Source organism: Mesorhizobium sp. M7A.F.Ca.CA.002.15.2.1, assembly GCF_003998715.1.
GTDB lineage: Bacteria > Pseudomonadota > Alphaproteobacteria > Rhizobiales > Rhizobiaceae > Mesorhizobium > Mesorhizobium ciceri.
The window spans coordinates 1-12,662 of the sequence record NZ_RZPI01000073.1 but is presented as its reverse complement, the minus strand read 5'-3'; the positions used below and the strand labels follow the sequence as shown (position 1 = coordinate 12,662).

At 63.9% G+C, this 12,662-nt stretch carries 10 protein-coding genes; 1 reads left to right on the top strand and 9 read right to left on the bottom strand.

All coding sequences use genetic code 11. The annotated features are described in order from the left end of the window. On the top strand, positions 1–941 hold a 941-nt coding region (locus ENZ74_RS07065), incomplete at its 5' end, for an FAD-binding protein (protein ID WP_164760965.1). Positions 942–1,168: 227 nt separating this feature from the next. On the opposite strand, the gene ENZ74_RS07055 is transcribed toward ENZ74_RS07065, so the two are convergent. The 9 genes from ENZ74_RS07055 to ENZ74_RS07015 all read right to left on the bottom strand — a co-directional run. Next, entirely contained in the window at positions 1,169–1,981 is an 813-nt protein-coding gene (locus tag ENZ74_RS07055) for an NAD(P)-dependent oxidoreductase (protein ID WP_063168731.1), read from the bottom strand. A 3-nt stretch (positions 1,982–1,984) separates the two neighbouring features. Further along, positions 1,985–3,187: a pyridoxal phosphate-dependent aminotransferase gene (locus tag ENZ74_RS07050; protein ID WP_063168730.1), complete on the bottom strand. Its 1,203-nt coding sequence runs from the start codon at positions 3,185–3,187 to the stop codon at positions 1,985–1,987. Further along, on the bottom strand, positions 3,184–4,803 hold the full coding sequence (locus ENZ74_RS07045) for a hydantoinase B/oxoprolinase family protein (protein WP_063168729.1): 1,620 nt from the start codon (positions 4,801–4,803) through the stop codon (positions 3,184–3,186). Before ENZ74_RS07045 ends, ENZ74_RS07050 begins: the two co-directional genes overlap by 4 nt. Continuing rightward, positions 4,800–6,896 (bottom strand): hydantoinase/oxoprolinase family protein, encoded by a 2,097-nt coding sequence (locus ENZ74_RS07040; RefSeq protein ID WP_063168728.1) that lies wholly within the window; start codon positions 6,894–6,896, stop codon positions 4,800–4,802. The genes ENZ74_RS07045 and ENZ74_RS07040 overlap by 4 nt, the downstream gene beginning before the upstream one ends. Continuing rightward, positions 6,893–8,563 (bottom strand): thiamine pyrophosphate-binding protein, encoded by a 1,671-nt coding sequence (locus ENZ74_RS07035; RefSeq protein ID WP_063168727.1) that lies wholly within the window; start codon positions 8,561–8,563, stop codon positions 6,893–6,895. Before ENZ74_RS07035 ends, ENZ74_RS07040 begins: the two co-directional genes overlap by 4 nt. Before the next feature lie 98 nt (positions 8,564–8,661). Then, positions 8,662–10,086 (bottom strand): FAD-binding oxidoreductase, encoded by a 1,425-nt coding sequence (locus ENZ74_RS07030; protein WP_063168726.1) that lies wholly within the window; start codon positions 10,084–10,086, stop codon positions 8,662–8,664. 60 nt (positions 10,087–10,146) lie between these two features. Next, the gene (locus tag ENZ74_RS07025; protein WP_027161621.1) at positions 10,147–10,905 is read right to left on the bottom strand and encodes an amino acid ABC transporter ATP-binding protein; all 759 of its coding nucleotides are present in this window, start codon (positions 10,903–10,905) and stop codon (positions 10,147–10,149) included. Positions 10,906–10,917: 12 nt separating this feature from the next. Next, positions 10,918–11,997, bottom strand: coding sequence for an amino acid ABC transporter permease (locus tag ENZ74_RS07020; RefSeq protein ID WP_063168725.1), 1,080 nt, complete (start codon positions 11,995–11,997; stop codon positions 10,918–10,920). 3 nt (positions 11,998–12,000) lie between these two features. Then, on the bottom strand, positions 12,001–12,662 hold a 662-nt coding region (locus ENZ74_RS07015), incomplete at its 5' end, for an ABC transporter permease subunit (protein ID WP_127312705.1).

Here is a 12,662-nt window from a genome sequence, read left to right as displayed (position 1 = left end):
CCCTGCTTCAGGATCCGGACTCACGCATCGCCGGCGCGGAGGTGGAGAGCAAGGGCCGGCGCACGAAGATCGTCGCGCGCCGCGGCGTCGTCATCGCAACCGGCGGCTTCGAATGGGACGCCGAGATGCGCGCACGCCACTTCCCCGGCGCCTTCGACCGGATCGGCAGCCCGCGCGGCAATGAGGGCGACGGCCAGAAGCTTGCGGCTTCCGTCGGCGCGCAATTGGACCGCATGGATCAGGCGAACGTCTATCCCTGCCTGCCGACGCGCTACCAGGGACAGTCGCACGGCTTGCCGATGACCTTCCAGGCCGAGCCGCATTCGATCGTGGTCGATCGCGAGGGAAAGCGCTTTGTCAGCGAAAACGCCTTCAACATCGGCGAGGCGATCGATGCGCGCGGACCGGATGGCGAGCCCGTCCATCTGCCCTGCTATCTCGTTGGCGATAATCGTTTCCTCAAAACCTCGCTGCCTTTCCGCTGGTATGCCTCCTACGAGCGCGACTGGATCAAGAAGGCCGATACCATCGCTGGCCTTGCCGCCAAGCTCGGGTTGCCGGCGGCGGCGCTGGAGGAGACGATCGCGCGCTGGAACGGCTTTTGCGAGAACGGGCACGATGCGGACTTCCACCGCGGCGATAATGGTTGGGAGGCATACAAGGCGCATGGCCCCGAGAACCGGCTGAAGCCGATCGACAAGGCGCCCTACGTCGGCATGACGATCAATCGCTCGATCCTCGGCACCAAGGGCGGGGCCCGGACCAACGAGCGGGCGCAGGTGTTGAGACCGGACGGCTCGATCATTCCCGGCCTTTATGCGGCAGGGCTTGCGATGGCCAACCCCATCGGCACGCGCGCCGTAGGGGCCGGCACCACGCTCGGCCCGAACCTGACCTGGGGCTTCATTGCGGCCGAGACGATCCTGCATCAGAACAGGTGATCGCGGAAGCCTACATGGCAGACGGCACCGAACCTCAGAAGCACACCGGAGGCATGGGGGTGATCGCCGGAGCCTACGGTCTTGCACGATCGCCGGTGTCGCCCTGGCCTGAACGTCCCGGAAGCGCTTCATGATCATTATTCGGCTGTCGCCGTGAATTGCAGGGAGCCGTAGGGGTGTTGGTGGATGTTTCGTCTTCGCCATCTAGCGGATTGGTTTTTTGATAGTTACGCCCGCTTGTCGTCCGGATGGCCAAGCTCGCAGAACCACCCGCCCAGATACTTCACCGATGGCGCCTTGGGATCCGGAATCTGCGTCTTCGCCTCGACCGCTGCGCGGAATGGCTCGGCGCTGTCTTGCGGGATGAACCCCAGATGGTTGGCGCCGCTGTTGTCGACCATTTTCAGCTTGTTGTCGGATATGCCGAACGAGATTGTGTGCCCGACGCGCGGCGCCGTCAGTGCTGCTTCGACCAGACGAACGCAGTCGGCGAAGGAAAGATACGACCACAGCATGCGTCGGTCGGCCGGTTCGGGAAAGGACGAGAAGATACGCAGGCAAGCCGTCTCAATGCCGAACTTGTCCCAGTAGAGCCGGCTCAGGCTTTCGACGAAATTCTTCGACACGCCGTAGAGGCTGTCGGGGCGCACCGGCGCATCGACGCCGATATGGGCTTCGACTTCATGATAGCCGATGGCATGCACCGAGGAAGCATAGATAACCCGCTTCACGCCGTGTTTCCGGGCGCCTTCGTAGATGTGGTAGGATCCGCGAATGCTGGAATCCAGGATCGTTTGCCATTCGCATTCAAGCGGCGCACCGCCGAAATGCACGATCGCGTCGCAGTCCTTGGTGGCCGCAAGTGTAGCCTCCATGTCGGCGAGATCGAAGACCGCTTCTTCCTCGTGAGGAGCAAGATCGCCGAACGGTTCGCGACCCGCCAGGCGGATCGTTTTTGCCAGCGGCACCAGCCCCTTTCGCAGTTCCGAGCCAAGCCGGCCGGCGGCGCCGGTGATCAGGATGCGTTCGTAATGCGGCATGGTCTACTCCACTTGCGCGACGGCGGCGTTGATCCGCGCGATCGCCTCGGCAAGCACCTCCTCGCTGGTGGCGGTGGAGATACGAAAATAAGGTGAAAGTCCGTAGGCAGTGCCCGGCACCGAGGCCACGCGGCCTTCGTTCAGAAGATAGGTCGCCACCGCCGTATCGTCCTCCAGCATGACGCCTTTTGGGGTCCTGCGGCCGATCAGGCTGGCGCAACCGATATAGGCATAGAAAGCTCCTTCCGGCGGCGGCAGCGTCAGGCCGTTGATGCGCCTTATGCCATCGACGACCAGGTTCCTGCGCGCCTCGAATGCATCGCGGAAACGAGCCACCTCGTCCTGCGGGCCATTCAGTGCGGCGACCGTCGCCGCCTGGGCAATCGAGCAGACCGAAGTGACCGACTGGCTCTGGATGATCGACATCGCCTTGACGAGTGGTGCCGGGCCGGCTGCATAACCGACACGCCAGCCGGTCATCGCATAGGCCTTGGCCACGCCGTTGACGATGAGGCTTCGGTCCTTGAGGTCAGGGCAGGCCTTGCCGAAGGATACGAATTCGCGGTTATCGAAGATGATGTGCTCATAGATCTCGTCCGACAGGATGAGCACCTGCGGATGCCTGGCAAGGACAGCGCCAAGCGCCTTGAGATCGTCGGCCGAGTAGACCGCTCCGGATGGATTGCCGGGCATGTTCAGGAACAGCCACTTGGTTCTCGGCCCGATCGCCTTTTCCAAGAGTTCGGGCGTCAGCCTGAAGCCGCCGCTTTCCCTGCATTCGACCGTGACGGGCGTGCCGCCTAGCAGCTTCACCATCTCAGGATAGGAGACGAAATAGGGCGCGGGCAGGATGGCCTCGTCGCCGGGTTCCAGCGTCGCCATCAGCGCGTTGAAGATGATCTGCTTGGCGCCGTTGGCCACGACGATGTCGTCGGCCGTGTAGTCCAGTCCGTTCTCGCGCCTGAACTTCCCGGCCACGGCCTCGCGCACTTCCGGCGAGCCGGCTGCGGCGGTGTAGAGGGTCTGGCCCGCTTTGGCGGCTGCATAGGCCGCTTCGATGATGTGGGCAGGCGTCGGAAAATCAGGTTCGCCAAGGCCAAGGTCGATGACGTCGACGCCTTTGACCCGTAGCGCCTTGGCCGCCTGCGAGGCGGCCATCGAAGCCGACGGCTTGACCACGGACAGGCGCGAGGAAATGTAGCTCATCGGCTTTTCTCCGAAATATAGCCCCTGGACACGTCCTGTGCCCGCGCCTCCGTACTGCGCCTGGAGGGATCGCCATAGCCGCCACCGCCAGGAAGTTCCAGCACCAGACGACGCCCTGCCGGAACGTGCTGCCAGCCCTTGGGGCGCATCAGCGTGCCATCGTCGAGCCTGACGATGCCGGCTATCCCGTCCTTGCCGCCATCGCGTCCCTTGGCCGGATGGTTGACCCGGTCGAACATGGCGGAAAAATCGAACTCGTGGCCTTCAGTGGCCGCGATTTCGAGGATCTGGCCGAGGCCGCCGCGAAATTCCCCGTCGCCCCCGGAATCGGGACGCAGTTCCTTGCGCCAGATGACGATCGGCCCGGTGTGCTCGGTCGCCTCGATCGGCATGGTATGGACACCGGACGGAAAGGCGGTGGCGGACAGCCCGTCCAACGTCGGGCGGGCCCCCATGCCGCCGGAATTGAACATCAGCACCTCGGCGCGGCGTCCATCGCTCCCGGCGACCGGCCTGACCGAGATGTGGATGTTCCACAGTGCCGCCGCCCCTTCGGCAAGGATCTGGCCCGGCAGCGCCTTGGCCAGCGCGCCCAGCACCAGATCGGGCACCATATGGCCGATGACGTGCCGCAGGGAGACCGGCGCCGGCCGCGGGGCGTTCAGGATGTTGGTCGGCGACGATATAGTGAACAGAGCAAGCGAGGCCGCATTGTTCGGGATCTCCGGCGCCACGACGCATTTCAGGGCGTAGCAGGCATAGGCCTTGCTGTAGATGATCGGAACGTTGATGCCCCATCGGCTTGTCGGATCGGTGCCGGAGAAATCGACATTCAAATGGTCGTCCTCAATCGAGACAGCTGCCACCAGCTTGACCGGCGTATCGTAGCCGTCGGTCACCAACTCGTTCGACCAGGTGCCTTTCGGCAGCGCCTTGATGCGCTCCAGCGTCGCGTCATGCGTGCGCGTGAAGATGAACTCTCCCAGCCTGTCCAGCGATGCCAGGCCGATCTCCTTCATCATGTCGACCAGGCGGCGATGGCCGACCTCGTTGCAGGCGGCCAGCGAATAGAAGTCGCCGACGACCTGGTTCGGCTCGCGCACATTGGCGCGCAGGATCTTCACCAGATCGAGGTTCACCTTGCCGCGCTCGGCGAACTTCATGATCGGGATCTGGATTCCTTCCTCGTAGACTGACTTGCCGTCGGCGCCGAAGCCACGTCCGCCAACATCGACCACGTGCGCGGTGCAGGCGAAGAATGCCACCAGTTCGCCGTTCAGGAACGAGGGCGAGACCATGGTGATGTCATGGAGATGGCCGGTGCCTTTCCAGGGATCGTTGGTGACATAGGTGTCGCCCTCGTACATCTCCTCGCGCGGGATCTCGTTCATGAACTGCAGCACGGCCTCGGCCATGGTGTTCACATGCCCGGGCGTACCGGTCACGGCCTGCGCCAGCATCTCGCCGCGCGGATTGAACACGCCGGCCGACAGGTCGCCCGATTCACGCACCGACGTGGAGAAGGCCGTACGCAACAGGGTCAGCGCTTGCTCCTCGACCACCGAAATCAGGCGATTCCACATCACCTGCATGCGGATTTCCAAGATGTCGCTCATGCCTGGACCCCTTTGCGGATCAGGAGGATCGAACCGTCGCTCTGTAGCGCGGCATCGAAGAGAGTGGTGACGACCGTCGACGTCTCACGCTCGACGATCACCGCCGGACCGCTGATGCGATCCCCTGGCGAAAGGTCGGCGCGTTCGATGATGGCTGAAACCTGCACGGTTCCGGTCGCCGGATCGAAAACCTCGCGCGTTTGCGAAGCGGCGACGGTCCTGGTCCCCATGGTGATCTCGTGCCTTGCGGGCGCCGGCCGCACGTCCTGCGCCTTGACCGACCAGGTGACGATCTCGATTTCCAATCCGTCGAGGCCATCAATGGCACGGCCGAAGAAGCGCGCATAATTGTCCCGGAAGGCGTCCTTGAGGCTCACCTCATCGCCGGGCTTGAACGCCCTGTCGGGCAGCGGCACCGGGATTTCCCAACCCTGGCCGGCATAGCGCATGAAGGCGGTGATCTCGCGGGTGATGGCATTGTTAGTGCCGGCTCGCACGAAGCTCTCGGCAGTCGTCTTCAGCCCGTCGAGCAGCGCATTCACCTCGCATGCATCGAAGCGCGACAGCCGCATCAGCTTGGAAGCCAGCGCCTCGTAGCCGAACGGCGCCTTGAGAAAACCGATGGCCGAGCCGACGCCGGCGCCTTGCGGGACAAGGCACTGTTCGACGCCAAGCTTCTCGCACAGCCGCGCCGCATGCAGGGGCGCTGCACCGCCAAAGGCGATCATGACATTGTCGGAGATGTTCTTGCCGTTTTCCACCGCGTGGACGCGGGCGGCATTGGCCATATTCTCGTCGACGACCTCGCAGATGCCGAAAGCGGCGGAAACGGAATTGAGCGAAAGCCGGGTGCCGACATCGCGGGTGATCGCCTGCTCGGAAGCCTGCGTGTCGAGCCTGATGGCGCCGCCGGCGAAATTGTCGGGATCGAGCTTGCCCAGCACCAGGTCGGCATCGGTGATGGCCGGGCGGCTGCCGCCACGCCCGTAGCAGGCGGGACCGGGTTCGGACCCGGCACTTTCCGGGCCGGTCTGGATGCGGCCCATGGCGTCGACCCAGGCGATCGAGCCGCCGCCGGCGCCGATCTCGATCATCTCGATGACCGGGATCGAGATCGGCATGCCGGAGCCTTTGCAGAAGCGATAGGTGCGGGCGACCTCGAAGGTCCGCGCCGTGCGCGGCGAATAGTCCTCGATCAGGCAGATCTTCGCGGTCGTTCCGCCCATGTCGTAGGAGACGACGGAGTCCAGGTCGAAGCGCCGCGCCACGTCGGCCGCAAAAATGGCACCGCCGGCCGGACCGGACTCGACCAGGCGCACCGGAAATTCGGACGCGGTTTCCATCGAGATCAGTCCGCCGCCCGAGTGGATCATGAACACCGGACAGTTCGCCCCCATCTCCTTCAGCCGCACCTGGAGGCGCACCAGATAGTCGGCCATCTGCGGCCGGACATAGGCATTGGCGCAAACCGTGTTGAAGCGTTCGAACTCGCGCATCTGCGGCGAGACCTCAGCGCTGATGGAAATCGGTATGTCCAGCTTTCTGGCGAGGATCGCGCGTGCCCGCTGCTCATGCACCGGGTTCATGTAGGAATGGATGAAGCCGATGGCGACGGCGCCGAAGCCGCCCGCGGCGATGCTGTCGGCGATCTCGTCGAGCGCTGCTTCGTCCAGCGGCTGCAATTCCTTTCCGTCCGCGCCGATGCGCCCCTTGACCGTATAGCGATGCTCGCGCGGGATCAGCGGCGGCGGCAGCTTCAGGTTCAGATCATACTGTTCGAACCGGTTTTCCGTGCGCATCTCGATGACATCGCGAAACCCTTCGGTGGTGACCAATGCCGTCTTGGCGCCACGCCGTTCGATGAGCGCGTTGGTCGCCAGCGTGGTGCCGTGAATGACGATGTCGAGGTCCGCCAGCGTGATGCCGGCGTCGCGCACGACGATCTCGATTCCGTCGAGGATAGCCTGTTCGGGGGCGGCATAGTTGGTCAGGATCTTGGTGGAAAAGATCGTGCCGCGCACATCGACCACAATATCGGTGAACGTGCCGCCGATATCCGCGCCGAGACGGATGTCATTTGCCGTACTGGTCATGCGTTGGCCTTATGCGAAGCGAGCGCTGCGTCGCGCATTTGGGAAAGGGTTTGACGCGGCGTGATCGCCTCCGGGGAAATATCCAGCTCCAGGACCGCGCCGGTCGCGGATGCCAGCGCCCTGCCGAAAGCGCCGGCGAACTCCCCCGTCGCGCCGACCCGCTCGGCGTGGAAGCCATAGGCCCGGGCGATGCCGACAAAATCCGGGTTCTCGATGTTCGTTCCCGACACGCGCGCCGGATAGTGCCGCTCCTGATGCGCGCGGATGGTCCCGTAGATGCCGTTGTTCAGGATGAGGACGATCGGCTGCGCCCCGGCCTGCATCGCCGTCCCCAACTCCTGGCAGTTCATCTGGAAATCGCCGTCACCGGCAAAACAGACCACCGTGCGTGAGGGAAAGGCCACTTTGGCCGCGATGGCCGCCGGCAGGCCGTAGCCCATGGCGCCGGATTGCGGTGCAAGCAGCCGCGCCTTTGGCCCGAACCTGAAGAACTTGTTTGGCCACACGGTGAAATTGCCGGCGCCGTTGGTGAGGATGACGTCGTCGGGTAGGTTCTCGCGCAGCCAGCGGCTGACTTCGACCATGTCGACCGGGCCCGGCTGGGCAGGCGCGGTGAACGTGCCCTCATAGCTTTGGCGTGCCTGCGACCGCCACGCGCCCCAGTCGCCCTTGACCGGCGAGAGCGCCTTGGCGAAGGCGTTCGGCCCGGCATGGATGCCAAGCGAGGGCACGTAGATCTTGCCGATCTCGCGATCCGAAGCGTGGACATGGATCAGCTTCTGCTTCGGCTCGGGCACAGACAGCAGCGTGTAGCCATCCGTGGTCATCTCGCCGAAGCGCACATTGATCGCCAGGATCACATCGGCGTCCCGGATCAGCTTCTTGACATGCGGGACCATGCCGACACCGGCCTCGCCGACGAAGACCGGTGAGCCATTGTCGAACTGATCCTGGAAACGGAACGCCGCGACCACCGGAATGTCGGAGGTCTCGGCGAAAGCCTGGAGCACGGCACGCCCGTCAGCTGACCAGTTGGCACCGCCGATCAGGATCACCGGTCTGCTGGAGGCGGCCAGCATGGACCGGGCCTCGGCCAGCGCATCGGCATCGGCCGCGGCCTCGAACACCCTGGCAGGCCCGCTGAGCGCCGCGACATCGGTCAGCGTCGTCAGCATGTTCTCGGGCAGGGCGATCACCACCGGGCCTGGCCGCCCGGTGAGCGCCGTGGTCCAGGCCCGGGCAATGATTTCCGGCAGGCGCTCGACAGCGTCGATCTCCACCGCCCATTTCGCCATCGTGCCGAACACCGCGCGGTAGTCGATTTCCTGAAACGCTTCGCGGCCGCGCATGTCGGTGCCGACCTGGCCGACGAACAGGATCATCGGCGAACTGTCCTGCATCGCCGTGTGCACGCCGATGGACGCATTGGCGACACCCGGTCCGCGCGTCACGAAGCAGATGCCCGGCGAACCCGTCAGCTTGCCATAGGCCGAGGCCATGAATGCCGCGCCGCCCTCGTTGCGGCACAGCACGTAGTCCAGCTTTCCACGAGTGTCGTGCAGCGCGTCCAGCACGGCCAGATAGCTTTCGCCCGGCACACCGAAACTCTTGGTCGCGCCGAGCGCGATCAGGCATTCGACAAGAAGGCGACCGCCATTGCGGATCATGCTGCGACATCCTTCATTCAGGCGGCAAGCGGATCGAGCCTGCCTTTCGGATTCATACGTGCACGCTGGCGCATCGAGACGAAACCAAGAAATGCCGTCTATTCGAAAGTTTTTCTTTCCCGAGAGGCGCGAACCAGGACGTCCGGGTTCATCGTGCCCAGCGGATCGAACGCGCCTTTGAGCCGCGCCATGAGCTCTCGCTCCACCAGGCCGCGATTGCGGTCGGCCATGACCACCTTTGCCCGGCCAAGCCCATGCTCGGCGGCAAAGCTGCCGCCCATCTGAGTGGCAAGAGATGACAGCGCCTCTGCGAACAGCTCGGCCTTGCCGTCGAAATCGGCACGACCTTCCGGCGGAGACAAATTGTAATGGATGTTTCCGTCGCCGAGGTGCCCGAACGGGTTTATCCGCACACCGGGAAGAATGCCGCCGCAGATCTTCGCGCCAGCCTCGACGAAACGGGCGATTGCACCTGGAGGGACGGAGATGTCGTGCTTGAGTTGCTCGCCTTCCAGCCTTTGTCCCTCCGGTTGCTCCTCGCGCAGCCGCCAGAATTGTGCGCGATGCGCACCTGTCGCCGCCAGCGCGCCGTCGCTAACCAGGCTCTGTTCCATGCCCCATTCCAGAGCCGAAGCCAGGATCTCGTCCAGGGGAACGCGTGACGACCCCGATGCCAGTTCGACCAGCAGATAGACGTCGCCCCGTGTCTCCAGTTGGTAGGCAAGGTCGGGCACGTGCTTGAGCGCCAATCGCAGGCCCACATCGGAGAAGAACTCGAGGCCAGTCAGGAATTCCCCGGCCTCGCCGCGCAGGAAGGCGCCGAACGAAACGGCGGCGGCAAAGTCGGGCAGGACCAGAAGGGCGCTCGCTTGCTGCCGAGGCTTGGGGTAGAGCCGCAGGATCGCGCGCGTGACGATGCCGAGCGTGCCCTCAGCGCCACAGAACAGCTTGCGCAGTTGATAGCCGGCATTGTCCTTCTGCACCGCGCGCAGTCCGTCCCAAATCCCGCCATCAGGCGTCACGACTTCGAGACCCAGGACGAGATCCTGCATCATGCCGTATCGGAAAGCCTGGCTGCCGCCGGCATTGGTGCCGATCAGGCCGCCGATCCTGGCGCTGCCTTCTGCGCCCAGATGCATTGGAAACATCAGCCCATGCGGCTCCAGCGCCTCGTGCAGCGTGGCCAGCACGACACCCGCCTCGACGACGATCGATCCGCTGTCCAGATACGGCTTCCCGATCGCCGTCATGCGTGACAGCGAGACGATCACCGCATTCGGCTGCTCGGCGACGGCGGCGCCGCAAAGCCCGGTGTTTCCGCCTTGCGGCACGACTGCCAGTCCGGCCTCGCGACATAGTTTGACGACACTGGCAACCTGCGACGTATTCGCGGGCCTGGCAACGCCAAGAGGTGCGACGCCGTAGCGATTGAGCCAATCGCGCTGGTAGGGCTCGGCATCCCGGCCCGAAAGCCAGCCTTTCGGCCCGAGAATCTCGTGCAGCGCGGTGGCGGGATCGGTCATTGATTTACCCGAGTTAGCTGAGGGCGTGCCGTGCGACACGTCCCGGATCGTTGCTTCCAATCAATGACCCAGCACCTGCGACAGGAATTGTCGAGTGCGCTCGTTGCGGGAAGAGGTGAAGAACTCGTCCGGAGGCGCTTCTTCGAGGATCTCGCCGCCGTCCATGAAAAGCACCCGGTCCGCCACGCGACGCGCAAAGCCCATCTCATGCGTCACGCAGATCATCGTCATGCCTTCCGAGGCAAGCGTGACCATGACGTCAAGCACTTCGGAAACCATTTCCGGATCGAGCGCCGAGGTCGGTTCGTCGAACAGCATGATCTGCGGCTGCATGCAAAGTGCGCGTGCAATGGCGACGCGCTGCTGCTGACCGCCGGACAATTGGCTGGGATATTTCATGGCCTGCTCGGGAATGCGCACCTTCTCCAGGTAGTGGCGGGCGGTTGCCTCGGCTTGCGCCCGCGGCTGCTTGCGCACGATCATCGGGGAGATCATGCAGTTCTCCAGCACCGTCATGTGCGGGAACAGGTTGAAGTGCTGGAACACCATGCCGACTTCACGCCTGATCTCGTCGATATTGCCGACATCGTCGTTGAGCTCGGTCCCGAGCACCGCGATGCGGCCGCCATTGTGCTGTTCGAGGCGGTTGATGCAGCGGATCATCGTCGATTTGCCGGAGCCGGAGGGTCCGCAGACGACGATTTTTTCGCCCCGTTGTACGGAAAGGTTTATCCCGCGCAGTGCTTGGAACGTGCCGTAGTATTTGTCGAGGTTTTCGATGCGGAGCGCCGGCTCACCGGTCGAATTGGTTGAGATCACCTGCACGCCTCCTTACCGTTCGCTGACCGACATGCGGCGCTCGAGAAAGGCGCCATAGCGGGATAGGCTGAAGACGAAGATGAAGTAGATGAAGGCGATGAAGGCATAGACTTCGACATAGGCGAAGCGCCATTCGCCGGTGCCATAGGCGGCATTGCCGGAAGCCAGGATCTCGAAGAAACCGACGATGACCACCAGCGAGGTCTCCTTGAACGAGATGACGAACTGGTTGATCGTGGCCGGCATCGCGTTGCGCATTGCCTGAGGCAGGAGGATGCGGCTGATGCGTTGCCAGTAGCGCATGCCGAGCGCCATGGCAGCCTCCTCCTGTCCTGTCGCAACGCCCTGCATGCCGCCTCTCACGATCTCAGCCTGATAGGCGGAGAAGAACAGAGCGGAGCCGAGGATCACGCGGTAAAGCTTATCGCCCTGCAGCCATTGCGGCAGCGCGAACGGCAGAACCACTGCAAAGGTGAAGAGGATCGATATCAGCGGAAGCGACCGGACCCCGTCGATGATGAGGCCGGTGGTCCGCGAAATCCAGGGCAGCTCCGACCGGCGTAGCAAGGCCAGGCAGATCGCCAAGGGGAAACCGATCAGGCAGGTGGTAACGAAGATGAACAGGGTCAGCGCCAGCCCGCCCCAGGCTTCCTCGCCGACATGGGCAAGGCCAAGCACGCCGCCTTTCATCAATAGGTAGAAAAGGCCTGTTCCGGCTCCCCATACCAGCGCGATCCGGCGGCCCGTCCAGAACGCCGGGATACAGCTCAGCACCGTCATCACCACAACGGCGACGCAGGCCAGCGCCGAGCGCCATTGTTCCTCGTAGGGATAGAGGCCGAAGAAGATGATCCGCCATCTCGCTGCGATGACCGACCAGCAGGCTCCCGCTGTCGCCTGGCAGGCTTCCGGCCCGCCGCTGGTGGTGAAGACAGCCGAGAAAACCGCCCAATTCAGCAGCTTCCAGACCAGGAAGACCATGATCGTCAGACAGGCCAGCGACACCACCGCCTGAAGCGGCGTCGCGAAGAAGCGTCGCCTCAGATCCTCAAGCCTGCCGGGAGCGGGTGGAGCGACAATGACCATCTCCATCTCTCAGCCCCTCAGTTGATTGCCCTTGAGGGCAATTGCCTTGTTGATGCGGTTGAAGACGGCGGCAAGGCTGAGGTTGATGGCGAGGAAGCCTGCCATCAGGATGCCGATCGCTTCGAGGGTTTGCCCGGAATGGTTGATCGTCAGCGCCACAATCATGAAGAAGTCGGTGAAGCCCACGGCGATGCCCATCGTCGTCGCCTTCATCAGCCAGACATACTGATTGGCAAGGATCGGCAGCATGGCACGCAGCGCCAGCGGCAGCCGCACCAGCGTGAAGACCCGCCAGGGACTAAGGCCCAAGGAAAGGGCTGCCTCGACCTGGCCGGTGCCGACAGATTTGAAGCCTCCGCGCACGATCTCCGCAATGTAGGAGCCGCCATAGATGGCGATGGCGATGGCGAGGGTGGCGAACTCCGGAGGGATACGCAGGCCGCCTCTCAGATTGAGGCCTTGCAGGGCAGGGAAGTCCAGCAGCGGCGTATCCGGCAGACGTCCGAGAGCCAGAATGATGGTCGCGCAGGCCAGTGCCGCTGCGGCGGCGGCAAACTGGATGGTGCGCCGCTGGCCGATCGGCTGGGCAAGGAGCGACGTCCTGCCCAGCCAGGCCGGCAGCACGATGGCCGCGATCACAGCCACTGTGGCTGCGGCAAACGCGGCACTGC